We start from the raw sequence: 26506 nt of genomic DNA on the forward strand, positions 1-26506 counted from the left end.
AATGAACGCACTGATTGCTGCGCCGAAAAAAGAAAACAAGTACCCATTGGTTTAATTGGTATTGGTTTTGAAATGCATTTTGACTGGGCAAAAGCAAAAGAGAGTTTTACCGAAGCTGTGAGCGAAACAACGCAATTGATACCAAAAAACGCTCAGCTGCTACATGGCACAACGCCAGTTCAAACTAAAGACGACATCTTAGCGATGCTAAATGATTATAAAGCGGTAGGCGTAAAAGGGATCATTATCTATCAAGCCTCTTATATTGCGGGTGATTTAGCATTAGCTATTGCTACATGGCTTCGCGAAAACGACATGCCGATACTAAGTTGGTCACATACGGAAGTAACGGGGGGAAATTTAACGGCGAACCGTTTTTGTGGGCAAAACTTTTTATTGAATATTTTATCCTCTATGCAAATTAAATATTCTTGGATTTTTGCTGACTTAGGATCTGACGAGTTAAAAACACAGTTAAATCGTTTTGCGAGAGTAGTTTGCGCGAAAGCAGAAATGAAATATTCTAAATTGTTAATGATCGGCGGTATGCGAGTACCCGGTTTTTACGATTGTGAACTCAATGAAATGTCAATTGCCAGACACTTTGGTTTGGATATTGAGCGTATTGATATTGAAACTATATGGCAATACAGCAAAAAATTTGATGCTGAGCAAGTGAATCCTGTGGTACAGAAACTGATCAATTCGCCAAGCTGTACTCAATGTCAGGTTAACGACAATGAACTATTTTTATCGGTTCGACTGGGCGGCAATTGCCGATTATACGCGTGTTAATGGTTACCTTGGCGTTGCACTAAAAAACTGGCCTGAATTGTTCGAGCGTTATGGTATTGCCGGCGATGGTGCAGGTGGTTTGGTACAAGATTTAGGTATTCCTGTTGCCGATGAGTCGGATATGGGCGGCTTATTAACCATGGTTACTTTTAACGAGTTATGCCAAGGGAAAAGCTTACCTACCTTAATGGATATGTCTTATTTAGATCCCAAAGGCGACAAAGTAGGTATGTGGCATTGCGGTGGTTCAGCCACTAAATTGATTAAAGAGGGTAGCCAATTTCAAGTACGTAATCACAGTATTTTAGATAATTACGATGAAGATACCTCGTGCGGTATGTTGTTTGAATTTTTACAAGAGTTAGGGCCAGTAACGATTGCCAAATACCAATACCCGCACGCCTCATCTATTTTAGCGTTTGAAGGCGATATTGTTGAATCGACCATGCGCTTTAGAGGTTGTTATGGTGAAGTTCAACCTAAAGATACGGATACCCGTTCAATTATCAACACCGTATTAAGTTCAGGCCTTGACCATCATTGGATTGTTGGTCGAGGGTATTTTATGGAAGATTTACATGAATTTAACCACTGGATTGGGGTAACTAAAACCCCGATGATGCCGTCGCAAATTAGCGGACGTAGCGTAACTAAAAATATGGATTACTAGGAAAATTATAATGATGAAATTAACTGACTTATTAAAACAATATCGCCGCGAGCATAAATGTTTAGGGGGATTCAATGTCAATGATATTTACGATATGCATGCTGTTGTTGATGCGGCTAATATCATGGAACAACCCGTAATGATGATGACATACGGCCCTGTAGTTGAACTAAACTCAACCTACTTATGTCGTAAAATGGTTGATGGTTTTTTGCCCCAATCTAAACATGGAATTTACCTTCATTTAGATCACTGTACTTCGGTAGATTTATGCAAGCAAGCAATTGATGACGGATATGATTCAGTCATGATTGATGGCTCACAAGAAAGTTTAAAAAAGAATATTGCCATGACCAAAGAAGTGGTTGAATATGCTCGTAGTGCAGGCGTGGCAGTAGAAGCTGAAATTGGTAAAATAATGGGACGTGATGTGCAAGTAAACTCTGAAGAGGACTACTTGGCAAGTGTTGCCGATGTTGTCGCCTTATATGAAGAAGCGGATCCAGACTCTATTGCTGTTGGCATTGGTACGGCTCATGGCTTTACGCCAACAACCCCTAAAATTCATTTTGATCGTCTTAACGAAATTGCAAACGCTGTACCAAAGACCGCTTGTTTTACATGGGGGAACTGGCATTCCAGATGCCGATATACAAAAATCAATTCCTATGGGGATCGCCAAAATAAACGTCGGTACCATAGTACATACTACTTATATGCGTGCTATGTATGAGGAAATAGGAAAAGATATTCAAGGAGCCTATCCTCCGTTTATCATTAAAAATATTTTACCTGAACTAACTGAAGTGATTTGTTCAAGGTTACGTGCTATTTCTTAAGTACTTTTTTCTTAAGTAATATTGGGAACGTGAAATAGAGATTTAGTGATAAAACATAAAAGGTGAGCGATAATAGTATCGTACACCTTTTCTTTTAAGTTTTAATATTTAGATAAATCAAGCACTTAGTTTGAATTGGTTGTTTCTATTTGATCAAAGAACCAGAGCGTTTTTGCTAAATTATTATGCCAATATGGCCATTCGTGACTGCCGGTTAATGCTTCAAACTTATAGTTAACTCCAAGGCTGTCGAGTGATTCACATAACAGTAAATTACTTTGAAATAGGTCGTCACTCTCACCGCAATCAAAACGTATTGGCGGTAATGATTTAGCATTTTTATCAAACCAAAAATTGAGTTCAGCTTCTTGTTCAAAATCACATTGATAATCTGTTATTGGGTTTTCAATAAATGTTTGCAAATCATCTAATGACGTTACAGATGAATGAGCTGAAATACCTTTAAATTTTTCAGGGTATTTTGCCCCTAACCTTAAAGCACCGTATCCGCCCATGGAAAGGCCACAAATGTAGACATTACTTTGCCGGCTTAACCCGTCAATGTTTTCAATAACGCCATTAATTACATCTTCGACAATCCAAAAGCGCTCAAAGTCTCCATGTTGAGTTAACGGAAGATACCCAGAACCCTCCCATAAACTACCGTCAGAAGGCATCACCAGTACAAAATCATTTAAACCTTGTTGCTTTAACTGTTCATATACAAGATGAGCGCCACCGAGTTCCATCCAGACCCAATGAGCACCATACACACCATGTAATAATACTATAATGGGAGTGTTGTTACTTAGGTGTTTTGAGTGGTAAATAGTGATATTTTCACGTTTGCCAAGAAAACTACTATACAAGGTTAATGTTGTTGTATTTTCCTGGGTATAAGCAGAATTAGATTTTTCTACGCGTAAAATTGCCATAGGATTTAAGCCTGTTCTTCCGTTGATGAATCAATCACGATCACGCCCTTAGCGATTCGCCCATTTAGCATATCGTCAAATCCGTCAGCAAGGGTTTCTAAGGTATAGGTTTTCGTGACTAATTCTTCAAGTTTCATGTCGCCGTTGTCATATAATTGAAGAATACGGTCAAAGTCACGGGCAGGGTTACACATGCCATAAAGTGGATTGATATAAATTTTATCCCATTCAAACAATTCACAATCAAAATTAATGCGTTGTTCTATACCACTGACTTGAACTGCGGTACCCGCATTACGAATTAGCGCAAGTGGGGCAGACCCTAATCCGGAATGGCAGTACATTCAAAGGCGTAATCTGCACCACGGCCATTCGTTAATGCGCGCACTTGAGCTTTAACGTTAACAAAATCAATATCGTCTTTAGTTGAGATTACACCGTGAGTTGCACCAAATGTTTTGGCTTGCTCAATACGATCTTCGTTTAGATCAATAGCAATAATTTTTGTAGCACCGGATTGTTTTGCTGCTTGAATAACATTTAAACCCACGCCACCACAGCCAATAACACAAACGCTACTTCCAACGCCAACTTTGGCAGCGTTAACCACAGAACCCCGCCCGTCATTACCCCACAACCAACGATAGACGCTGCGGTGTAGGGTATTTGACTATGTATTTTTATTGCAGCTTCTGCTTTAACCACAGCATATTCACACATAGTGCCTAAATGAAAAGAGCGCTCAATGGGGGCTTTGTTATGAATTGTACTTTCGACATGTGCATGTCCGGCTAATTCACAGCCACAAACGGGAGAGTTCTGCTCGCATATGTGCAAATTACCCTCGTGACATTGAAAGCATTTACCACAGGGGATGGCCCAATTTAAAATAACTTTGTCGCCAATAGCTAAGTCAGAAACACCTTCACCGATGCTTTCAACAATTCCTGCTCCTTCATGCCCCACAATAAAGGTTTTATCCCAATGCTGAATTGAATCCCAATCTGTGTGACAAATACCAGAGGCTTTAATTTTAACACGTACCTCGCCAATACCTGGCTTGCCAATATTTACCGTTGTTAATTCAAACTTTCCTTTTCCATTTGAAATAACTGCTTTTGCTTTTATCATTGTAATACACTTCTTGGTATTATATTTTTCTGATTTAATCATTCAATTCTATTAACTACGACTCTGTAGACGACGGTTGTAAACAAGAATAAAAATGAAAAAACGATCAATATATGCTTTGTTTTAAGAATTTAATAACACTGTTGCCTTATCAATTTATTGACTTAATGTTTCTAGGCTCAGTGCTATATCGCTATTAGATAATGAATTTTTATTAATTATCATTTGGTTTTTTATTATTTTTGTGCCTAAAACATAGGCTTTAGCATGATTAATGGTGTCAACTGAAAGTAATTCTTCATCTTTAAAATACCAGACAGAAAATTTTTCTTCATCATCAGCTTCTTTTCGAACAATTAAATTGTTGTAGCCTGTTGATAAACCAACAATCTGTAATTTTATGTTGAATTGATCAGACCAAAACCAAGGTAAAGCATCATAACAAGCATCTTGTTTGCATATAGATAAAGCGGCAACTTTGGCTTGATCTACCGCATTTTGTACTGACTCTAGTCGCAACCAACAGTTATAATGTTTGTTGTGGTGGTAAGCACAATCGCCAATAGCATAAATGTTCTGGTGACTTGTTTGGCATTGGTCATTAACTACAATGCCATTATCAATGGTTAATCCCGCTTGTTGAGCTAGCGCTTGATTAACTTTAACGCCAACACCAACAATAATTATATCATTTGGGTATTCACTGCCATTTTCACAAACAATTGTTTGAGTATTTTCTGTGGTTTTAATTGCTTGTACATTTTGTTCTGTACTAATAGTAACGCCATTATTTTCATGTAATTGGTGAAAAAAAGCTGACATTTCAGGTGAAGTAACACGGGCAAGCAAACGAGGTTCTCGTTCTAGTACGCTAACATCTCCCCCCATTTTTTTTATAGATGCGGCGGTTTCAAGGCCTATATAACCGCCGCCAATAATAACAACACGTTTTTGTTCACTGGCCAGAAAAGCGGAACGAATATTTTCGACATCTGCTTGGGTACGTAATGTAAACAGATTCTGAGCAGTGTCGATACCAGTAATGGGCGGAATGAATGGACTAGCACCTGTTGCCAAAATAAGTTTGTCGTAACTCAGTAAGTCACCGTTTTGTAACGTGATGTTGTTATTACTACTGTCAATTTTACTCACTTGCTTACCTAGCATTAGTGTAATATTGTTTTTTTCATAACTCGCGATGGGTTTTAATAGGGGAGGGGTAACCTCATTACTATTGGCTAAATAAGCTTTTGATAAGGGTGGTCGATGATAAGGAACCGCAGGGTCACTATCAATCATAATGATTTCACCTTGCCAACCCTCTTTACGAAGCGCAAAAGCCGCGGTAACACCACTATGGCTAGCACCAATAATAATACAGGTTTGAGTAACTGATAATGGCATTGTTTTATCCTTCATAGTCTATTTTGGTGGAATAATATTAAACAGCAACGGTTAAAATAATGCCGTCAATTTCATCAGATACATCTATCTGACAGCATAGTCGACTATATTCGTTAACATTGTCATCAAGGGATAACATATCCTGTTCAATTTCACTTGCCGCACCTATTTTATGTTGGTGCTCTGGTGCAACGTAAACATGGCAGGTTGCGCAAGAACAAACCCCACCGCAGTCACCGTCAATACCCTCAATACCATTTTCAACCGCAAGTTGCATGACTGACCCAGACTCTGCTTCAACAGTGATCTCGTCGTTGCTTTGTGTAATAAATGTAACTTTAGCCATTGTTTTTCCTTTTTAATTTTAATTGGTTTATCTTTAACGTTAGTTTTTTACGATGATCTTATTAACGGTTGAATGAAACGTTGAGTGAGTGAAACCCAACCTTACGTTGAAACTGCTGTAAATCTTCTATGTTTTCTTCTTTATTGATAATATCAATAGAGCTTGTTTTTTCTGATAACGAGCCTATTAAAATGGCAAGTAATTGTCTTGCATGAGTAGCACCTAAACAATTATGGGTACTGAAACCAAAACCCACGTGTGGATTTAATTTACGATCAAGCACTACATCATTAGGGGTTTCAAATACAGAAGCATCACGGTTTGCTGACGCCCAAGACAGTGAAATTCTGCTGTTAGCTTTTGCCGCATGTTCGCATACTTGCGTGTCTTCTGTTACTACTCTACCCATTTGAGTTAATGGAGAGAAATAGCGCACAAGTTCTTCTACTGCCTTGGTCGTTATTTCGGGTTCTTTCTTCAAGCGTTCTAACGATTCAGGGTGTTCTGCTAAATACGCAACTGTATTGGTAACCGCATTAATTATTGTGTCTCGACCACCTGCAAACGTTAGACTTAATACACCTTTTACCTCTTCTTTTGTAAGAGGTTTACCATTGACTTCACTTCCGAGTAAAAATGAATATAAGTCTTCACCTGGCGTAGCAATCGCTTTTTCTATTTGTTCATCTAAATAATCGTAAAGAACGTCGGCTTTATCTTTGTTTAATTCTGTGTCTTTACTACGAAAAACATGTGTTCCCCAACTAATCCAAAGTTTAGATTCTTCATAAGGGGTGTTTAATAATAAGGTTAATGCCCGTGATTGTAGTTTAAGTGAAAAATCTTCGACGACTTCAATAGTATCCAAACTAACCGCTTCATCAATCAGTTCATCAATGATCTTTTTGAGTTTACGTTGGTAGTCAGCCTGCAGTGGTCGTTTAAACCATGGTTCTATTAATTTTCTATAGGAACCATGTTCCGGTGGATCCAGTTCAAATGGAATTTGGCGTGTATCTCTAATGGCTGCTTCAGAAGGCACGACGATCCGCCCAACTTCTTCTCCACCAGATTGAAATGTTTTCCAATTATGAGCACATTTGCGTACATCTTTTAAGCCTAAAACCATTGTTACTGGATCGTTTTGATCATCAATTGTACTCGTACCCTCGTTTAGTCGAGCTTGTTCGAATGGATCAGGGAAAGTGCTTGTTGTCATAAATGCCTCAATTTATTTAATAGGTTATTTTGTCAATTGTTAACCATGTTACTGCATGTCGGTAGGCTGAAATACAGTATTTTTAGTCAAAAATATCAAATTAATGCTTTTTCTTACGTTTGTTTCGCAAGTTTTTCAATTTAGTTGATTCAGGTAATAAAATTAGGTGTGCCAATCTGAACAGCACAACGTGAATTAAACTTGATTACCGGTTATCGTTTTATAAAAAGATGACGAATTAATTATTTGAACTCGTCATCCATTGTTAATCTTTGCGGATTATTTTTTAAAGATATTTTGGTCGTTACCACCAAGTACTATAGATAAGTACTAAAATAATGACGCAACCTAATGCGGCAATATTAAATGACTTCTCAGTTGCAAAATTGATCGTGTCCATATGAACAGAAGTATCGTGATCGCTTGGTTTATCAATTAAAGATACTAATACCGAAATTAAAATGCATAGAATAAAGACAACACCAATGCGATCCATAAAGGGTAATTCTGGCCATAAAAATTTGAACGCGATAGAAAATAAAGCTGAACCAATTGCAGCCGATAACGCTCCGCTTGAGGTCGTTCTCTTCCAAAACATGCCCATAATAAATATGGCCGTAATACCTGGCGAGAATAAACCAGTAAACTCTTGAATGTATTGGAAGGCTTGATCGAATTTACCTAGTAATGGTTCAGCAGTCATTAACGCTAAAGCAAGTGAAACCAGTGTTGCTATTCTCCCTATATGAACATAATGACGTTGGCTTTTATTTGGTTTAAGGTTTCTATAAATATCCATAGTGAAAATAGTAGAAATACTATTGGTCATAGACGCGAGAGATGAAACGATTGCTGCGACTAAGGCCGCAAACACTAAGCCTTTAATACCGGAAGGCATTAATCCCATCATAGAAGGGTAGGCTTGATCAGATGCTGTGAGTGTGGGGAATAATATCAAGGCAGCTATGCCTGGAAGTACTACTATAAAAGGCATTAGTAGTTTTAAGTATGCAGCAAATACAATACCCTTTTGTGCTTCTTGAATGCTTTTAGCCGCTAAAGCGCGTTGAATAATATATTGGTTAAATCCCCAATATCCTATGTTCATTACCCATAAGCCACCAATAAGCACAGATATACCCGGTAAACTCATGTAATTTGGGTTATCTGAACTTAAAATCATATCAAAATGACCGGGTACTTTTTCTGTTAACACCTTAAACCCGGCGATAACACCTTCGCCATTTGATACTTGCGTTAGTGCAAGATAACTTAAGAATAGGCCGCCAAAAACTAACAAAACTACTTGGATAATATCGGTAAACGCAACAGCTTTTAAACCGCCATATAACGAGTAAGCAACAGAAAAAACAGCAAGAAAAATCATACCGAACATCCAATCTACACCCGCAACCGTTTGTATTGCTAGCCCACCTAACCATAAAACAGACGTTAAATTAACAAAGATAAAAACTACTAACCAAAACAATGCTAAGGTGGTTTTAACTCGTCCATCAAAGCGTTGCTCAAGGTATTGTGGCATGGTGAATATTTTATTTTCTAAAAATATTGGCAATAGATATTTTCCCACTAATACCAAAGTAATAGCGGCCATCCATTCATATGATGCAATGGCTAACCCAATAGCATAACCCGAGCCAGACATGCCTATGATTTGTTCTGCAGAAATATTTGCTGCAATCAACGAAGCACCAATTGCCCACCAGGGCAGGGATTTACTGGCAAGAAAATAATCCTCAGTATTTCGATCCCCTTTATGGTCGTTACGTGAAATCCATAAAGCGATACAGAGTAGCCCTATGACATAAGCGATAAAAACAGTGAAGTCTAAGTTGTCTAGCATTATTGGCATTACCTTTATTATGATTAAATAACGGACAGAGTAACGTTATTTAACTATTTATTGAAAGGTAATTGAAACATGAAAACCAAGGGTTTTATATCAACTGTCTACCTATAAATATCAAATATTTGCTATATTTATGTTGTAAGTCGTGTTATTCATAATAACTAGTATCAGATATATGTCTATTGATGTCATTTTTACTTCGAGGGTTAGTATGAGCAAAGAACAAGTATATTGTGAACCTTTTTGTATTGAAGAGGGGTATCAGTTTGAAATTCATAAAGTGCAATATGAGCCTAATGCACCTTATTCTTGCTTTATGCACTTTCATGAAGTACATGAAATTATTATCTTTGAGCAAATCGAAGGGAATTATTTTTATAGTCAGGGTGAATCTGAACTACGCGATAATGATATTGTTTATACACCTGCGCTTGAAACCCATGATTTTGAGTTAAACAATAAGCAAAAATCATGGTATATCATTCAGTTTACACCTGAACTTTATACGGAAGCTGAATTAAAAAAAGTCGCTAATTATTTTGAACACGGACAGCATTTACGACTTGAAGATGATCACCTAGCCATTGTACAAAACCAAGTTAAATGGTTGCATCAAAGTTATCTTGAAAACCCTATGAGTAGTATTAGCTTAACGTTATTACGATTATTAATTCTTTGGATTGCGGAGCATGCACACCCAGTCAAACCTCCTAACACCGAAACCGATATACTCGAGTGCGGGCTATAAAAAGTTATCACCAGTTATTAATTTATTTCGTCAAAAATCCTGTGTTGAAATAACCCTAATTGAAGCAGCAGAGATGTGCTTTGTTTCACCATCTCACTTTTCTCGCATGTTTAAAACGGTTTTTAGGTGTAATTTTTCTGAATATTGTTTACGTCATAAACTCTATAGTGCCGCAAGATTAATTAGCCAAACTGAACGTTCTATTACCGATATAAGTTATGAATTATACTTTTCTAGCCCCTCTCATTTTATTGCTCAATTTAAAAGACAATTTGAAGTAACCCCTTTTAAATATAGGCAAAATGTCCAAAAACGAACACGAACAAAGCCCCAATAATTTTTTTGTTTTACCTGATATTTGACATTTTTAATTTAACTACTTCTTTAGGAAGGTGGGTTATGTTATGTGACTGGTATGTAATGCATTGTTTTAATTGGTTTTATTGTTAGTCTTTTTGTTTTTCATCATTGTTTTATTTTTAGTTATGTGATTGCAAAAGCAAATATGTGTTATTTCTTGATTGTATAATGTTAGTTTTGTTTAGTGCCTCGCTATAGCATGAAATGGTGTCTGGTAATTGTTTCATCAATTAATTTTAGGTTTTACCTAACAGGCAATGCATGACTTAAGTCATTTTTTCCATGGATTGATCAAAAAAATATTACAAATATGATGATAAAAATAGAGGGGAAGACATGAAAACATTAGGTAAATTCAATTTATTGCCAATAAGTATTGCAATTTCAACTGCATTAGGTGCATTTCAGGCTACAGCTGAAGAAGTTGACAAGGCAAAATCAGAAGCGTCAGTAGAAGTTATCCAAGTAACTGGCATAAGAAGTAGTTTAACGGAAGCGATGGATTTAAAGAAAAATGCTTCATCAATTCAAGACAGTATTGTTGCTGAAGATATTGGTAAATTTCCCGATCAAAACGTTGCAGAATCATTACAGCGTATTCCTGGGGTAATGATTTCTCGAACGAATGGTGAGGGTACAGCGATTACTGTTCGAGGTTTAGGTCCTAAATTCAATGCAGTTAAATTAAATGATAGAACTATGGCTACTTCTGAGCGTGGTCGTGAGTTTGATTTTCAAATACTGCCTTCAGAGCTTATATCGGGTGCGAATATAATTAAAGCCTCTCGTGCCAATATAGCAGAAGGTGGCATTGGCTCTTACGTAACTATTGATACGGCAAGACCATTGAATAGCCCAGGGCAACATATTGCAGGTTCAGTGAATTTAAAGTATAACGATTTAGCTGAAGAAACCACACCAAAGTTTTCAGGTATTTATAGTAATACGTTTAATGACGATACGGTCGGTTTCTTATTTGGTTTTTCTCATGTTGAAACCACTAATCGCATTGATGCGCATGAAACTGCTTTTTGGGATAATTTCCAAGTGGGTGATACTCAAAGAGCGCCTGGTCCTGTTCAATATGAAGACGGTACAGAAGTTACATCAGGTTCTACTGTATGGTATCCAGGTCGTGCGCAATTTATGAGTGATGAAGAAGAACGCTCACGAACCAGTGCTAACTTAACATTACAGTGGTCACCAAACAGCGATATTATTCACACAATTGACACTTTCTATACTGATTTCGACCGTGATGCCTTTAGTAATGGAATGCAAGCACCACTGCACCGAGATGGTTTTGAAGATGTTGTAATCTCTGAAGATAATACAGTACTTGCTGCTACAAAAAGTGCAGATCCACTTGATGGCTTATTTCAAACACGTTCTGAAGCATCAAAAACCTATGCATTTGGTTATAATGTTATGTTTTTCTATGATAAATGGACATTTGAAGGGGATGTTTCTTATTCAAAATCTGAATCTACCCCACAAAGGGATTGGTATGTGCCAAATATTATCAATGAAGGTGGTTTAACTGACGCAGATTATATTCGTTTTGATAGCCGAGGCACAGATGTTATAAACATCGACTCTTCTATTGCTTGGGATAATCCCGCAGGTGCAAAAGCCCATTGGAACTCGATTACTGACGATAAATTAGAAGATGAAGTTACTGAAGTTAAATTTGATGCAAATTACGAACTAGATACGGGTATATATCGCTCTGTTGACTTTGGTATTGCTTATACAGACCGTACAAAAACGGTTGATAAATATGATTCAATAGATACGCAATGTGGCTCAGTGGTTAACACGTGTGGAACATTGATTGATATGAGTGATAGCATATTCTCTGTTAATTCAATGGGTGACTTCTTGTCTGATGTGGATGGTGAATTCCCTCGTGATTTTCTTTTCATCAATAACCTATCTGACTACGTTGCTGAAATGAAAACTATTTCTCAAGATAATGCTTGGGGTGATGCTTTATTACAACAAAATGCCTCAGTAGAAAATACCGAAGAAATTTTAGCGCTATATGCTCAATTAAATCTTGAAGGTGAAACCGACAGTTTTGCTTGGCACAGTAACCTAGGTTTACGTTATGTCGACACGCAAAGTGACTCGAATGGTTATGCTATTGAAGTATTAGATATCAGCATGAATGATCAAATACAAGATGATGGTGAAATTATCGATGTTACCACGTCTGCTCCAGTGTTTACTGCTGCAAGTAACTCATACACTGAACTTTTACCTAGCATTAACGTTAGCCTAGATTTCTTTAATGGTATCTTTCTTAAAGGTGCCGCGGCGAAGGTAATGACACGTCCTGCGCTTGTAGATGTGGGTGTTGATATGACCGTTGCAGGCGTACGTTTAACCGATTATAGCCGTACTCAGGGTAATCCATACTTATCGCCTTATACTGCTAATCAATTTGATTTGTCACTTGAGTACTACCAAGAAAATGGTAATAGCTACAGTGTGAATGTTTTTTACAAAGATTTCAGTGATTGGATTTCTACACAAACGTTTGTTCAAGATTCTGAATTTATGGTTGACCGAGATTTTGATGGTACGGATGATTGGGTGGTTAAAGAAACCGTTACACAAAAAAGTAATCGTAGCGGTGTAACCCTGAGTGGTTTTGAGTTAGCAGCATTACACTATTTTGATTATTTACCGGGTTGGTTAAGTGGCTTTGGTATTCAAGCTAACTATACTTACACTAAAAGTAAAGACAGCGAAGCAGATGTGTTTGAACAACCTGGTGTAACTTCTCCAGGTAGTGGTGTAGAAGGTTTCTCACCTAATGCTTATAACATTATCGGTTTTTACGAAAAAGATGAATTTCAAGCTCGTCTTGCTTATAACTGGCGTGAATCATTCTTAATACAACGTCAAAGTGACGTAGGCGGTGGTTTACCGAAACACGCAGATGATTATGGTCAGTTTGATTTTAGTGCTTCGTATGATCTTAATGAAAATTTAACTGTAAATGTTGAAGCAATTAACCTAACAAATGAAAACATCCTTGAATTTGCCGATGTTCGTGACAGAGTTACGTTGATTCAGTACTCAGGACGACGTTTCCAAGTAGGGGTTTCATTTAAGTTCTAACCTTATCTTTCTCAATCAATTAAAGCGCTTTGTTCATTTGAATTAAAGCGTTTTTTTGATCATTTCTACTTGCTAAAACCTCCAACGACATCTTTATTTAATAATAGAACAACTCGTTATTGAAATAAATGCCTTGTATTTAGCGATTTTTTCAACAGGTTAACCATGTCTTAAGCCGAGTTCAGGTTAATTAACATTTTTCTAGATAATTCAGCATTGTAAAAACGTTCATGGATGTGTATATTGTTTAATGTTAACAATTTATATTAATCATACCGGTGATTCAAATGAAAGCAATGATAAAAAAAATACTTTGCGTGCTACTGCTCGTGCAAATTTCTTCACAACTTCAGGCAAGTCATTTTGATACTAGTCAGCATATCAGAGAAACTGACTTTAATTTTGACTGGAAATTTACCTTGGTTGAAAACACTTCTTTACCCGCCAATATACCGTTAGCTGATACTAGCGGCGAGAAGTTCGTTTACCTCATGACTGGAGTGTCGAAGCCTCTTTTGATAAAAACCTTGAAGGAGCAACGGGGTATTTACCGGGAGGGGTTGGTGTTTATCAAAAACATTTTCTTACCCCTAAAAAGTCTGAAAATAAAAGTACCTATATTTTATTTGATGGTGTTTATAACAATGCAACTTTTTGGTTAAATGGTCAGTTGCTAGGAGAAAACCCTTACGGATATTCTCCTGTTTATTTTGATTTAAGTAAACACCTAAAAAGCGATGGTAGCGATAATGTGATAACGGTACATGTAGACCATTCTCGTTATGTTGACAGCCGTTGGTACACCGGAAGTGGCATATATCGTAATGTAAAACTGATCACAGTGAGTAAATTACATATTCCCATTTGGGGAACTTTTATTACTACGCCTGAGGTATCGAGTAAACAAGCGACAATAAATTTATCAGTCGAGATTAATAATGAATTTAACAATAGAAAATCACTGACTGCTACAACTCATATTATCGATAACCAAGGTAATATAGTTGCTAATGCAAGCAAAAAATAAGCGTGAAAAGCAAAAGTAAAAAGGCGTTAGCGCAAAAATTTGTAGTGAACAATCCTCAACTTTGGGATGTTGATAGTCCTACCATGTACAAGGCGATAACCGTATTAGAAAATGATGGACAAGTACTTGACCAATATGAAACCCCCTTTGGCATTCGTAGTATAAAATTTGAAGCTAAAAAAGGGTTTTTCCTTAATGGCAAGTCAACCCTAATGAAAGGGGTTAGTTTGCATCATGATGGTGGTTTAGTTGGATCCGCTGTTCCTAAGGGAGTTTGGAAACGCCGTTTACAAGCTTTAAAAGATCCGGCGTTAATGCGATAAGAACCACTCATAATCCTTATTCACAAGAGTTTTTAGATTTATGTGATGAAATGGGATTTTTAGTACAAAATGAATTTTTCGATGAATTTGATTATGCCAAAGATAAGCGATTAAATTATCACGAAAGACATGATGATGAAATATCCAAAGGTTATGTTGAGCATTTTCAAAAATGGGCAAAAAGTGACTTAACCAGAACTATGTTGCGTGACAGAAATCACCCCAGTGTAGTGCAATGGAGCATTGGTAATGAAATAGAGTGGACGTATTTACATTATCGTTACGTTACTGGTTTTTGGGAAGATCCAAATGATCCTCAAAACTCTGGAAAGTATTGGGGCAGTGCACCAATCTTTTCACCAAAAGAATTAAAAGAACGCTTTGAAGCCTCTAAAAAAGGTGAATACATTCTGGCAGATACAGCTAAAAAGCTAAGTGCTTGGGTAAAAGAACTAGACACTACAAGACCAACAACCGCTAATATGATCGTTCCGCAAGTTAGCCATGTTAGTGGCTATGCTGACACCGTTGACATTGCCGGTTATAGCTATCGTAATGTCACTATTCCATGGGCGCAAACACATTTTCCGGATAAACAAGTAACTATTAATGAAAATCCCGGCACTTGGGATGATTGGAAAAACGTATTAGAGAATCCGGGGGTTTTCAGTATTTTTATGTGGACAGGCATTGATTATATTGGTGAGCGCGACCAGAAATGGCCTGAAAAAAGTGGTTGGGGTGACATACTTGATTTATCTGGTTTTAAACAACAAGGCCGGAATTATTTTAAAAGTATTTGGGTCAATGAGCCGCACCTTTCCATTGGCACGCTTTCACTAACTAAGTCAGGTTTTAGCGCTGATAAGTTATCAGGGTTAGCTGTTGCTAATGATCAAGGAAGTTATAGATGGAGGCAATCTAATGAGCACTGGAATTATAGTAAAGGTGAGCCAATTTTAGTTGAAGTGGCTTCTAATCATGCCACGGTTGAATTATTTATTAACGGTCGTTCATTAGGCTATCGAAGTATGTCAGAAAGCCCAGACCGTTTATTGCGTTGGGTTGTACCATTTGAACAAGGTACACTGACCGCTAAAGCGGGGTTTAAGGGACAAGAAATACAAACTCAAGTTGAAACGACATCTAAAGTTGTTGGTTTTAATTTAACGGCAGACAAAGCTACGCTAAGTGCTGATGGTTATGATGTTGCGCATCTTGTTGTTCAACTACATGACCAAAAAGGTCGAGCAGTCAAAACAAGTAACGCAAAAGTATCTTTCGAAATACAAGGAGACGTCAGATTGTTAGGTGTTGATAATGGCGCGCCAGATAATATTCAAAATTTCAAATCAGATACCTTAATCACGTCAAAAGGTAGGGCCTTAGCTATTATTCAATCAAACCGATCTGGTGGGGTTGCTAAAGTTACTGCGAAAATAAAGGGGCTAAAAGCGCAATCGGTGTTCATAAACGTGGACTAATTCTATTTTATTTTAATCAAAGAAATAACAGCTCAATAAAATATTAACGGAATTATTTATAATTGAGCGTATATGCATTGTCAGATTTAAAGCTGCTTGCTATTAGATACACTAATCCCATCCAAACGGATGGGATTATGTTGCTCTTGAGTTAGCGGTTGATAATTAAATCAGCGATAATTTAAAAGGGTAACTTTGGTTACCGCGCCATTGACCCACATATAAGTTACCTTCGTCATCAACACACATACCATGGCAATGTTTGAATACATCCCAAGTGCTTGACATGGTTTGTAATTTACCATTTTGATAAACTGGCTCTGTGCCACCTAAATTAGCAACAACCTTGTTATTTTTATCAAATACACTGATAAAACCAGAATCTTCAGCATTTTCATCATTAATATGTGACCAACATACCGGTGCAAAAAAATTATCACCACTAAATACCGGACCATGAATATAAGCGCCCGGCGTATCTATACGGCCGCGATAACTGCCATCAAAATTAAATAGTTTTAAGCACTGCTCCCAACGAGAGCTAACAATTAAATGAGTGTCATCTGGATTACGAATATCAACACCTATACCATGTGTGTTGATTAAGTTGTAATTTGTGTCTTCATTTTTCTGCCCTCCCCAATGGTGAATATAACGGCCATGACAATCGTATTGAATGACAAAGTCTGAACCATAGCCATCAGTAACATAAATATCACCGTTAGGTGCTACGGTAATATCTGAAGGACGAAAGGGCATATCTGGCTGATAAATACCAATGGTCATTGGATGACCAATGGTATAAACCAAACGACCATCAAGGGTAAGTTTGGCGACAAAACCTTGTTGAGCAATTACCTTATTGTAATGAGAATCCCACTCATCGGTGCTTTTTCCATCCCAATGACGATTTAATACCCGACCATGATCGACAACATATAAAAATTCTTCGCCATTCTCATTCACAATTTCTATGGAGTGCGCTCCAGGAAATTCACTGCCCCAAGCTTCAGCCAAACTGCCATCTTTGTTATAAACAATAAAGTTGTTTTTCGTGTTATCCGTTAACATGATAATACGACCTTTCGCGTCTATTACCATATCGTGGCAGTTTTCCACAGGGGTTTGGTTTGGGTCAAGTTGTCCCCAGTGAGCATCTACCTTATATTGAAAATTGCCTTGGCCAACAATTAATCCGTGTGGGTCTTTTTGCGACTTTGGAAAATAGCTCGTCATACTAAGATGCTTGCCAATTTATTATTGCATCGTCATCGACACGGTTTAATGGATAATAAACTGCTTCATTTTCTTGCCAAGGTTGATTGGTCATAGCGTTATAAGCACTGATCATAGACCATCGCGGATGATCAGATTTATTTTGGTTTGATTTATGTAATAAATTACAGTGAAAAAACAAAGTATCGCCAGGTTCTAATTCAACAAAAACTAACTCGTGATCTTTCATTGCTTGTTCAACAAACATTAATTCAGCGCCTTTTTGATCACCGGTTTTATTGTGATTTAAACGGCCCAATTTATGTGAGCCTTTTAATACCTGTAAGCAACCATTTTCTTTCGTTGCCTTATTAATAGCAATCATGCAGCTTATCGCTTTCGGATGAAGCATTAGGTTGTCGTGATGCCAGTAACCAAAATCTTGATGCCATTCCCAAGCACCACCAACCTTTGGTTCTTTCATCATAACTTTGGTACTCGTGTGATACATTTCTTCACCGATAATCGCTTCACATGAATCAACTAAACGACGACTGCGTGAAAACATGCTATATAAATCGTCAGTGGTTTCTTGCCAAATACATACTTTACTGACGGCACCTGTACCATCTTTTTGAAGCCAAGCATTGTTATGCAAACGAGGATCATTAAAAGCGGTTTCAGTTAAACGATCTATTTCAGCTTTATTGAAATAACCACGGGCAATAACGTAACCGTCATCATTGAATTGTTTAATTTGTTCGGGTGATAATTTTATGCTCATGGTATGTCCTCTCTAATAATGGAACCGAGAAATAATAAAGGAATGTTAAGCGCTAATTATAAAATAAATTTAATAAAATATAAATGAATTATTCATATAAAAATACTTTATTTATATTTAAATCTTCGTTTGAGTGGGGTATATTCATTTTTATTGTTTTTTATAAGACTGCTCTCTTTAAATACAAAAGGCTTTTGATCTAATCAAAAGCCTTTTATTCGGTTCTTATTGTTTGTTCGTCGTTATTATTAACCTGCTGCTCGTGCTAATTTAGCGGCCTGTTTTTCATTTTTATGGGCTAAACGGCCGCCGAACATTTCTTCTATTTCTTCAATCGTTCTGCCTTTGGTTTCTGGCATCATTTTCGCCACGAACAGTAAACCACTGACACAAAAGCCTGCGTAAATCAAAAAGGTGGTTGCTGCGCCAAAGTTTTCTAATTGCCAAGGGAAAAGAGTTGGAACCAAAATACCACCAAAAATAGTAGCAATAAGTGCACTTGACGTTATGGCAACCGCACGAACTTTTGTTGGAAATATTTCAGAAAATAATATCCATAAAATAGGACCTAGCGAGAAGTTAAAAGAGCAGACAAAAACAATAATACCAATAAGTACTAACATGCCTTGCATATGAGTTGAAGAAACTAATAATGCATTTTCTATTATTGAAAAACTATCTGCACCTGTTAAGGCTAAAACTGCCTGTTTGAACGCAACATCATTTGTATATTCAATTCCCACAAGTGATGTTAACACTGAGGTATCTATCATAGGTGCTAAGCTAGTTAATGATTCTGAAGTAATCATGTAGGTTGCTTCATAAAAGCCATAGCCGACAACAGCTAAGCTTAATGTACATACTATTAAACCACCAATTAACATAATTCTGCGGCCAATTTTATCAATATACATTAAGGCTAACACGGTAAAAAACGCACCAATAAGATTTACCCAAATTGCTTGTGCAAAGGCAGACTCCCCCGCACCTACTTGCTGAAATATCATCGGTAAAAAAGTTAATATTGCATTCATGCCAGACAAGGCTTGTACTGCGGCCATTAACATTCCTATAGTTAAGGCAATGCGAATGTTTTTACTAAACAATAATTTTATTTGCTCAACATAACTTAATGAATGACCTGTATCTTTGAGGCTGTCTACAATTTGATTAAATTCAACGTCAACCTGTGCATCATCTTCCCTAGAAGAGGTGAGTTGATGGATAACCTTACGTGCTTGTTCCTGTTTATTGTTAAGCACTAACCAACGAGGGCTTTCTGGAATTAAAAATAGTAAGGCAAACCAGATAACAGCGGGTAATGTTTCAATGCCTAACATCCACCGCCATACATTAGCATCTGTTAGGTTAATTGCTTGGGTCCAAGTTGCGCCTGAGTTTGCAAATGCAACGAAATAGTAATTCAATATAGCAGCAACCAAAATACCTATAACGATATTTAATTGGTTAAGGCCAACTAATTTTCCGCGTATTTGAGGTGGCGCGATCTCACCAATGTACATAGAAGCTAAGCTCAATGAAGTGAACGCTAAGCCACCGATTAATCGGGCTGAAAATAGCCATGCATAACTGGGTGCTAATGCCGAGCCAACCGCTGATACTATATATAATGCCGCAATGATCATTAATGTTTTTTTACGGCCCCAATGTTCACAAAAATATCCGCCTACAATTAAAGCAACTAATGCGCCGTAACCCGGTGCAGCCCCAATGTTACCTTTTTGTATCGCGGTTAAGCCAAATTCGATAGTGGTATACTCAAAAGTACCTGATATCAACATGATATCGAGTCCAAAGATAAAACCACCTATGGATACGATAAATGCGTATAAAAACGCTTTGTGATTTGATTGATGCATTTTAATTTTACTCTTTTTATTATGGTGGCAAATCTAGTTAACTAGCAGCAAATATAGAAATTGTTTATTCATAATTTCATGCATTAACATCAATCTTACAGCTATCAATATTCTAAACCTTTTTAGAACCTGAAATGTATCGGAAAAATATAAACATTTAAAAACAAATTAACATTATATTGTAAACAAAATACAATTAATATCGTCGCTATTCAAGTTATTAATATAAATAAGCCAATAGCGAACTAAAATTGTGGACGATTAAATCATATTACAGGTTATAAATTCCTAACTGATTTACAGCATTGGAGCATAAATTCTGCTGATGTTTGATGGTGTTTTACCGCTTGTATTAAGTGTTTTTATTAGCTCTACTGATAATTTTTATTATTAAACTAATTTATTAAAAATGTAATTATTAACGCAATATACTAGCATGAATATAAGATTAAAAAAAGTTATGTTGACTGTTAATTGTTAACAATGTAATGTGTTGAATAATTAATTATCGCTAATTTTATAAGAAATATTTAATGAATATAAATAATAATTTAACAAAAAGAACCGTTTTAAACACGCTGATCGGCGGTTTAATTTTTGGCCTATGTTTGTCTGGTTGTAACAGTGCATTGCCAGGAAATAAAAGTACCGTTTCTAAAGCGGACCAAACCGATGCCTTTGCCAATGAACAAGTGATAACCACATTGGTTGATTTTGATTCATCAAAGCAGCAATCATGGATAAATTCAACAACGGCTAAGACGTTAGTTAACGAATTGAAAAGTAATAGTCAGTTAAATATTAATTTTCTGGCAAGTGATAACATTTCCAAGGTGACGATTAAACCAAGTCAGCCGTGGCAGATGACAAAATATCAAAATTATAATCTTGCGTTTGATGTAACTAATGAACAAAATAAGTCTGTTCATTTTTATCTTAATGTTGAAAATGAACTAGGCCAATATCAAAGTCGCTCTATCAGTTTGCCGGCCTAATTTCTCTGGTACAGTCTATTTCCCACTGACAGGTAAAGAAGCTGAGACTGAAGCAGGTTTATGGGGGGATGCGCCGCCATGGCAAACAAAAAATAAACTGATGATTTGGCGCTCATGGCGCTCTGATAATATTAATTTAAATGAAATAGCAGCACTTAGCTTTTTTTCTATTGGTTTATTAGAAGATAAAAAAATTGAAATTGATAATATTCGTATCAGAAAGAATCCTAAATCTGATCCTAACTGGATGAAAAACATTATTGATAAATTTGGTCAGAATGCCAAGTTACAAAGTTCAATGAAAGTAGAATCTCAAGCGCAACTTCATGAAAGAACCACTAAAGAACTTGAACAACTTTCTCGTTCTAAAGGAATGCCTGATCGATCAACCTTTGGCGGCTATAACGCAGGGCCAAAATTAGAAGCCACTGGATATTTTCGAACACAGAAAGTTGATGGTAAATGGTGGATGGTGGATCCAGAAGGGTATTTATACTTCTCTCATGGACCCGCCAATGTTCGTATGGCAAATTTATCAACACTTACCGGGGTAGATTTTAAAGATGACAATGTTCGCATTCGTCATGACCACGAAGTAACACCCGAAGATTCTATGGGTATAGTAAATGTTTCAGATGATGTTAGAAAAACACGTTTTATTCGTTCAAAGATTCGTAATGATATGTTTTCATGGTTACCTAATTACAATGACCCATTAGCAAAACATTACAGTTACCGCCGTTCTACCCACAAGGGACCTGTACCTCATGGTGAAACTTTCAGTTTTTATCGTGCTAATTTAGAGCGAAAATATGGCGAACAATATCCTAATTCTTTTGAGGATAAATGGCGTGATGTAACGTTAGACCGCATGAAGGACTGGGGGTTTACCTCGTTTGGTAATTGGGTTGACCCAATGTTTTATCCAACTAACAAAGTACCTTATTTTGCAAATGGTTGGATTATCGGCGATTTTAAAACCCTTTCAGGAAAGAAAAACCACTGGGGTTTAATGCCTGATGCCTATGACCCATTTTTTGCTGAGCGGGCGCAAATCACTATAAAAGAAATTGCTCAACAAGTTAAAAATTCACCTTGGTGTGTTGGTATTTTTATTGATAACGAAAAAAGTTGGGGAGAGCGAGAAGGTAGTATTGAAGCTCGATACGGAGTGATCCTCGACGCACTTTCAAAAAGCGAACAAGAAAGCCCGGCTAAAAGTGCTTTTATGACGTATTTGCAAACAAAATATAAAAATATTGGGCAATTGAATCGTTCATGGAATACTCAACTGGCAAATTGGCAACAACTTGCTAGCGGAGTTGAGTTTACCCAATTTACCAAAAATCATGAAAGTGATTTATCCACCATGCTTGAAATGTTGGGTGAGCAATATTTTAAAGTGGTACATAATACTTTAGCAAAAGTACTTCCTAATCATCTATACATGGGAGCCCGTATGGCTAATTGGGGAATGCCAGATGAGATTATTAAAGCTTCTGTTACTTATTCTGATGTACTCAGTTTTAATATTTATGAAGAAGGTGTGCAAGATCACTTTTGGAAGTTTCTTGAAAAAGTAGATTTACCTGTAACCATAGGTGAATTTCATATTGGCACAGCGACCGACTCGGGTTTATTTAACCCCGGCATTGTTCATGCGAGCACACAAAAAGATCGCGCTGAAAAATATAAAGCGTATATGGAAAGTGTACTTAACAAACCTTATATGGTGGGTGCCCACTGGTTTCAATATGTAGATGAACCTATCACTGGTAGGGCTTTTGATGGTGAAAATGCCAATATTGGTTTTGTTGATGTCACTGACACACCTTATCCTGAGCTCATCAATGCGGTTAAAGATGTCACCTCAACAATGTACCAAAAAAGATTTGGAAAATAACATGATAAATAATAAGTACTCATTAACTATAGTTCTTGGCGCTATAATAGCATTGATGGGCTGTTCAGATAATTCATCGCCTAAAATAGACAAGACGATAGCAGCCGTTGATTCAAATAGCGTTATTTATTCATTTGAACAAAGTGATGAATTAGCCGATGTTAACTTAGTCAATGCCCGTAAGGTGTTGCATAATGTAGATGGCAATCAGGTCTTAAAAATCGATTTTCTAAGCCAATCTAATCACGAATCTTCAGTTGAATTTTCTGCCCAACAGCCCTGGAACTGGAACGAGTTAGGTGATTTTGGTTTAGCTTTTGATATTACAAATCCGTTAACCTCCTCAACTCATGTTTATGTTTCAGTTACTGATAGTGATGGTAAAACCCATAATAGAAGCTTTGCGGTGCCTGCACAATCAAGTGACAGTTATGTTGTGGAATTAAAAGGAGCTGAACTTAACCAAGAAGCCGGTATAAGAAGTAATCCTGACAGTTGGAAAGACAAATACACACCGATAATTTGGCGTTATGGTACTAAAGAAATTAATTTAGCTGAAGTAGATAAAATTACCTTTAAAGTGATTGGCGTGCCAGAAGATAAGTCTCTTACGTTTGATAATATTCAGCTTGTGACGCCTAAGGCAAAAGATAGTAATTATCTTGTTGGTTTAGTGGATAAGTTTGGTCAAAATGCCAAATTAAACTTTGACAATAAAGTATCGACGGTTGAAGAACTGATTGAAATTTCAAATCAAGAGCAGAAGACATTGCAGAATACGGTTATTCAAGGTCGTTCACAATTTAATGGTTGGGCTGACGGTCCTAAGTTAAAGGCCACGGGTTTTTACCGTGTTGATAAGTATCAAGATAAATGGACGTTGGTTGATCCTGAAGGTTATTTGTTTTTCTCTAATGGTATAGCCAATGTTCGCATGGCAAATACTTCCACCATTACAGGATATGATTTTGATGCTAGCCTGATCAAACAACGAGAAGCAGGTGATTTAACCCCTGAAGACTCTATTGGGTTAAATCGTGCCCCGCAAGCAGCATGGTCAAGTAGGCATGTAAGCTCAACGCTGCGTGCTGAAATGTTTAATTGGTTACCAAAATACGGTGATCCCATGGCAGATCATTTTGGTTACCGAAGAGAAGTGCACTCTGGTGTTATTCCTCATGGTGAAACCTATAGTTTTTATCAGGCTAATTTAGCAAGAAAATATCAGGCTAATGACGGTGTTGAAATAGATAGTTTAGAAATAGATAAGCAATGGCGAGAAACCACGATAAAACGTATGCAGTCTTGGGGATTTACCTCATTTGGTAATTGGATCGATCCTAAGTATTACGATATGGAGCAATTTCCATACTTTGCTAACGGTTGGATAATTGGTGATTTTAAAACAGTGAGTAGTGGTAACGATTATTGGGCACCATTACCAGATCCTTTTGATCCTAAATTTAAAGAACGTGCGTTTGCAACCGTTAAACAAGTTGCAAGCGAAGTAAAAAATAGTCCTTGGTGTGTTGGCGTGTTTATCGACAACGAAAAAAGTTGGGGACAAATGGGCAAAGTTGAATCTCAATATGGACTTGTGATCAGTGCGTTAGGTTTAAAAGCAAATAATAGCCCTGCTAAAGCGAAATTTAGTCAAATGGTTAAAGAAAAATACCAAACCATTGGGGCGTTAAATACTGCTTGGCAACTTAACCTACCATCATGGGAGTTATTTGATCAAGGTATTGAGCTGAAGGTGTTTAATGAGGCAATCATTGCCGATCTTTCAAATATGCTTTATGTCTTTGGTCATCAATATTTCAGTATAGTGAATAATGCTATGGATGCGTTAATGCCAAATCATCTTTATATGGGGGTCAGGTTTGCTGATTGGGGTATGACGCCTGAACTTAGAGCTGCGGCAGCAGATGTTGTTGATGTGGTTAGTTATAATTATTACAAAGAGTCAATTAATGAAAGTTTTTGGGCTTTTTTAGCTGAAATAGATCGCCCAAGTATTATTGGTGAATTCCACAATGGCGCTCTAGACTCAGGCTTGTTGAACCCCGGTCTTATTCATGCATCAAGTCAAGCAGATCGTGGCAAGAAATACGCAGAATATGTGAATAGCGCTATTGATAATCCGTATTTTGTTGGCACACATTGGTTTCAATACATAGATTCTCCGCTCACTGGGCGGGCACTCGATGGTGAAAACTATAATGTTGGTTTTGTTTCTGTTACTGATATCCCTTACCAACCATTAGTTGATGCGGCTACCCAAGTAAATAAAAACATTTATCAAAGAAGGTTTGGTAAAAATGGAAAATAGTACTGCTGTTATTTAACACAAAGCAGCGCTAACAACACGAGTACACTCTAGGTATCATCAAGGGGTATTACCAAAAGGTATCATCACATAGCCATCATGTTTAAGCGTCATTTTGTTAATACAAAATGACGCTTAATTCAGCTAACGATTAGTTTTTGTTAAAGCTTAGGTTTTGTTTTAGCCTTATCATCCCTGAGATAAAACAGTCATCTCCATTCAAGCAAGTTGCGGGTATTGCCAAAATATCACAGGCAAGCTGATAACTATTACACAGGTTAGGGCTACCAATTAAATAAACAGGTTGTTTGGCTACGTGTTGAAGTTCATTCCCGATCAGTAAACCAGATAAGTAACTCTCAACATACTCATTCTCAATAATATTAAATAGCTTATGTGTTCGTGCTTGAAATAATACGCGGGTTAACTGTGTTGTTTGACCTTCTTTAACACCTAAGCTAAAAGCATCAGAGTTGAAGTGCTGAACTGAGAGATCTTTACTTAATATGGTGTGTTGACTAATAACTGAAAATAATTCTCCTGTCATGAATGAGGATATTTCAGTAATTTCATCTTGATATACGCTAACATGCTTACTATGTGTACCGGGTAATATGGCGGTTAAGCTATTAGTTTTACGATTATTAATGCCGATGTGTTCAAGTAAACCAAAAACTTGTACTTCCTCACCACGCATAACGTCTTTAGTATTATTATTACAATGCACAATACCGGGCACAATGGTGGCAGGCGCAGACCACGGCAGATCAAAATGATAACTTTTATTACTTAATTTACGTAAATTAACGTGAGTTTCAACATAATCTACAGCAAACCAACCGTTAGCTGATCCAACCATGCCGGCCATGAAAATTGGAAGTTTGTGAAAATTTGGTAACCAATCCATAAGAATGCTTTCTAGCACGGCGGCAAAGTTACCATTTTCTACTTTTAACAAACCCATTACCGATTCTTTTTTACTGAGCAAGGTATCATTGTCGCTCATTAAGAAAATGCGTAGGTTGCTAGTTCCCCAATCTATAATTAAATATTCAGGGGTGTTTTTGTTAGTCATATTTTTATTCGCTCAAGTTTAAGGTTTGAGATAAAACAAAAATAT

Annotated in this window: 20 protein-coding genes and 3 pseudogenes; 13 read left to right on the forward strand and 10 right to left on the reverse strand. The window is 37.0% G+C overall.

The features are described 5' to 3' along the window. The first annotated feature begins 72 nt into the window (after nt 1–72). The 3 genes and pseudogenes from L3081_RS11360 to L3081_RS11370 all read left to right on the forward strand — a co-directional run bounded on the left by L3081_RS11360 (nt 73) and on the right by L3081_RS11370 (nt 2304). Nucleotides 73–795 (forward strand): hypothetical protein, encoded by a 723-nt coding sequence (locus tag L3081_RS11360; protein ID WP_242286209.1) that lies wholly within the window; start codon nt 73–75, stop codon nt 793–795. After that, nucleotides 740–1465, forward strand: coding sequence for a hypothetical protein (locus tag L3081_RS11365; RefSeq protein ID WP_242286210.1), 726 nt, complete (start codon nt 740–742; stop codon nt 1463–1465). Before L3081_RS11360 ends, L3081_RS11365 begins: the two co-directional genes overlap by 56 nt. 13 nt (nt 1466–1478) lie before the next feature. Then, nucleotides 1479–2304 (forward strand): annotated as a pseudogene (locus tag L3081_RS11370) (class II fructose-bisphosphate aldolase). Nucleotides 2305–2429: 125 nt separating this feature from the next. Here L3081_RS11370 and L3081_RS11375 read toward each other — a convergent pair. The 6 genes and pseudogenes from L3081_RS11375 to L3081_RS11400 all read right to left on the reverse strand — a co-directional run bounded on the left by L3081_RS11375 (nt 2430) and on the right by L3081_RS11400 (nt 9212). Continuing rightward, nucleotides 2430–3239, reverse strand: a complete 810-nt coding sequence (locus L3081_RS11375) for an alpha/beta hydrolase (protein ID WP_242286214.1) — start codon at nt 3237–3239, stop codon at nt 2430–2432. A gap of 5 nt (nt 3240–3244) precedes the next feature. Further along, a pseudogene (locus L3081_RS11380) lies at nt 3245–4370 on the reverse strand (Zn-dependent alcohol dehydrogenase). 156 nt (nt 4371–4526) lie between these two features. After that, nucleotides 4527–5774, reverse strand: a complete 1248-nt coding sequence (locus L3081_RS11385) for an NAD(P)/FAD-dependent oxidoreductase (RefSeq protein WP_242286216.1) — start codon at nt 5772–5774, stop codon at nt 4527–4529. A gap of 37 nt (nt 5775–5811) precedes the next feature. Next, nucleotides 5812–6120: a 2Fe-2S iron-sulfur cluster-binding protein gene (locus L3081_RS11390; protein WP_242286217.1), complete on the reverse strand. Its 309-nt coding sequence runs from the start codon at nt 6118–6120 to the stop codon at nt 5812–5814. Between the two features lie 61 nt (nt 6121–6181). Beyond that, a complete protein-coding gene (locus tag L3081_RS11395; protein ID WP_242286218.1) occupies nt 6182–7339 on the reverse strand; it encodes a cytochrome P450 in 1158 nt (385 codons plus the stop codon). Between the two features lie 304 nt (nt 7340–7643). Continuing rightward, on the reverse strand, nt 7644–9212 hold the full coding sequence (locus tag L3081_RS11400) for a sodium/sugar symporter (RefSeq protein ID WP_242286219.1): 1569 nt from the start codon (nt 9210–9212) through the stop codon (nt 7644–7646). A 208-nt stretch (nt 9213–9420) separates the two neighbouring features. On the opposite strand from L3081_RS11400, the gene L3081_RS11405 reads away from it, so the two are divergent. From L3081_RS11405 to L3081_RS11430, 7 genes and pseudogenes are all read left to right on the forward strand, one after another. Continuing rightward, nucleotides 9421–9957 carry a hypothetical protein gene (locus L3081_RS11405; protein ID WP_242286221.1) on the forward strand — a complete coding sequence of 179 codons (537 nt, stop codon included), beginning with the start codon at nt 9421–9423 and terminating at the stop codon, nt 9955–9957. Between the two features lie 106 nt (nt 9958–10063). Further along, on the forward strand, nt 10064–10294 hold the full coding sequence (locus L3081_RS11410; protein WP_242287023.1) for a helix-turn-helix domain-containing protein: 231 nt from the start codon (nt 10064–10066) through the stop codon (nt 10292–10294). 359 nt (nt 10295–10653) lie between these two features. Continuing rightward, nucleotides 10654–13446, forward strand: a complete 2793-nt coding sequence (locus L3081_RS11415) for a TonB-dependent receptor (protein WP_242286223.1) — start codon at nt 10654–10656, stop codon at nt 13444–13446. Between the two features lie 287 nt (nt 13447–13733). Beyond that, nucleotides 13734–14108: a hypothetical protein gene (locus tag L3081_RS29370; RefSeq protein ID WP_476728550.1), complete on the forward strand. Its 375-nt coding sequence runs from the start codon at nt 13734–13736 to the stop codon at nt 14106–14108. Then, nucleotides 14057–14473: pseudogene (locus L3081_RS11420) on the forward strand (sugar-binding domain-containing protein); the annotation flags it as partial. The gene L3081_RS29370 and the pseudogene L3081_RS11420, both read left to right, overlap by 52 nt. A gap of 2 nt (nt 14474–14475) precedes the next feature. Further along, the gene (locus tag L3081_RS11425) at nt 14476–14796 is read left to right on the forward strand and encodes a hypothetical protein (protein WP_242286224.1); all 321 of its coding nucleotides are present in this window, start codon (nt 14476–14478) and stop codon (nt 14794–14796) included. Further along, on the forward strand, nt 14748–16280 hold the full coding sequence (locus L3081_RS11430; RefSeq protein WP_242286226.1) for a glycoside hydrolase family 2 TIM barrel-domain containing protein: 1533 nt from the start codon (nt 14748–14750) through the stop codon (nt 16278–16280). Before L3081_RS11425 ends, L3081_RS11430 begins: the two co-directional genes overlap by 49 nt. Before the next feature lie 165 nt (nt 16281–16445). Here the strand turns inward: L3081_RS11430 and L3081_RS11435 are convergent, their stop codons facing one another. The 3 genes from L3081_RS11435 to L3081_RS11445 all read right to left on the reverse strand — a co-directional run bounded on the left by L3081_RS11435 (nt 16446) and on the right by L3081_RS11445 (nt 20159). Next, nucleotides 16446–17516: an NHL repeat-containing protein gene (locus L3081_RS11435; protein ID WP_242286228.1), complete on the reverse strand. Its 1071-nt coding sequence runs from the start codon at nt 17514–17516 to the stop codon at nt 16446–16448. 1 nt (nt 17517) lies between these two features. Continuing rightward, nucleotides 17518–18279, reverse strand: coding sequence for a phytanoyl-CoA dioxygenase family protein (locus L3081_RS11440; RefSeq protein WP_242286230.1), 762 nt, complete (start codon nt 18277–18279; stop codon nt 17518–17520). A gap of 248 nt (nt 18280–18527) precedes the next feature. Beyond that, complete coding sequence (locus L3081_RS11445) at nt 18528–20159, reverse strand: MFS transporter (RefSeq protein ID WP_242286232.1); 1632 nt, start codon at nt 20157–20159, stop codon at nt 18528–18530. A gap of 533 nt (nt 20160–20692) precedes the next feature. Between L3081_RS11445 and L3081_RS28230 the strand changes: the two genes are divergently transcribed. From L3081_RS28230 to L3081_RS11455, 3 genes are read left to right on the forward strand one after another with little or no spacing between them, the layout of a single operon-like run. Beyond that, nucleotides 20693–21154 (forward strand): hypothetical protein, encoded by a 462-nt coding sequence (locus tag L3081_RS28230; RefSeq protein WP_338027304.1) that lies wholly within the window; start codon nt 20693–20695, stop codon nt 21152–21154. 25 nt (nt 21155–21179) lie between these two features. Next, on the forward strand, nt 21180–23057 hold the full coding sequence (locus L3081_RS11450; RefSeq protein WP_338027352.1) for an agarase: 1878 nt from the start codon (nt 21180–21182) through the stop codon (nt 23055–23057). A gap of 1 nt (nt 23058) precedes the next feature. Next, nucleotides 23059–25389 (forward strand): agarase, encoded by a 2331-nt coding sequence (locus tag L3081_RS11455; protein WP_242286234.1) that lies wholly within the window; start codon nt 23059–23061, stop codon nt 25387–25389. Between the two features lie 148 nt (nt 25390–25537). Here L3081_RS11455 and L3081_RS11460 read toward each other — a convergent pair whose 3' ends face one another. Further along, a complete protein-coding gene (locus L3081_RS11460; RefSeq protein WP_242286236.1) occupies nt 25538–26461 on the reverse strand; it encodes a 2-dehydro-3-deoxygalactonokinase in 924 nt (307 codons plus the stop codon). Nucleotides 26462–26506 lie beyond the last annotated feature (45 nt).

The organism is Colwellia maritima, from assembly GCF_022669015.1.
Classification (GTDB): Bacteria; Pseudomonadota; Gammaproteobacteria; order Enterobacterales; family Alteromonadaceae; genus Colwellia; species Colwellia maritima.

Coding starts and splice junctions, on each gene's coding strand:
- L3081_RS11360 (WP_242286209.1), top strand. CDS start 73: ATGCATTTTGACTGGGCAAAAGCAAAAGAGAGTTTTACCGAAGCTGTG.
- L3081_RS11365 (WP_242286210.1), top strand. CDS start 740: ATGAACTATTTTTATCGGTTCGACTGGGCGGCAATTGCCGATTATACG.
- L3081_RS11375 (WP_242286214.1), bottom strand. CDS start 3,239: ATGGCAATTTTACGCGTAGAAAAATCTAATTCTGCTTATACCCAGGAA.
- L3081_RS11385 (WP_242286216.1), bottom strand. CDS start 5,774: ATGCCATTATCAGTTACTCAAACCTGTATTATTATTGGTGCTAGCCAT.
- L3081_RS11390 (WP_242286217.1), bottom strand. CDS start 6,120: ATGGCTAAAGTTACATTTATTACACAAAGCAACGACGAGATCACTGTT.
- L3081_RS11395 (WP_242286218.1), bottom strand. CDS start 7,339: ATGACAACAAGCACTTTCCCTGATCCATTCGAACAAGCTCGACTAAAC.
- L3081_RS11400 (WP_242286219.1), bottom strand. CDS start 9,212: ATGCCAATAATGCTAGACAACTTAGACTTCACTGTTTTTATCGCTTAT.
- L3081_RS11405 (WP_242286221.1), top strand. CDS start 9,421: ATGAGCAAAGAACAAGTATATTGTGAACCTTTTTGTATTGAAGAGGGG.
- L3081_RS11410 (WP_242287023.1), top strand. CDS start 10,064: ATGTTTAAAACGGTTTTTAGGTGTAATTTTTCTGAATATTGTTTACGT.
- L3081_RS11415 (WP_242286223.1), top strand. CDS start 10,654: ATGAAAACATTAGGTAAATTCAATTTATTGCCAATAAGTATTGCAATT.
- L3081_RS29370 (WP_476728550.1), top strand. CDS start 13,734: ATGAAAGCAATGATAAAAAAAATACTTTGCGTGCTACTGCTCGTGCAA.
- L3081_RS11435 (WP_242286228.1), bottom strand. CDS start 17,516: ATGACGAGCTATTTTCCAAAGTCGCAAAAAGACCCACACGGATTAATT.
- L3081_RS11440 (WP_242286230.1), bottom strand. CDS start 18,279: ATGAGCATAAAATTATCACCCGAACAAATTAAACAATTCAATGATGAC.
- L3081_RS11445 (WP_242286232.1), bottom strand. CDS start 20,159: ATGCATCAATCAAATCACAAAGCGTTTTTATACGCATTTATCGTATCC.
- L3081_RS28230 (WP_338027304.1), top strand. CDS start 20,693: ATGAATATAAATAATAATTTAACAAAAAGAACCGTTTTAAACACGCTG.
- L3081_RS11455 (WP_242286234.1), top strand. CDS start 23,059: ATGATAAATAATAAGTACTCATTAACTATAGTTCTTGGCGCTATAATA.
- L3081_RS11460 (WP_242286236.1), bottom strand. CDS start 26,461: ATGACTAACAAAAACACCCCTGAATATTTAATTATAGATTGGGGAACT.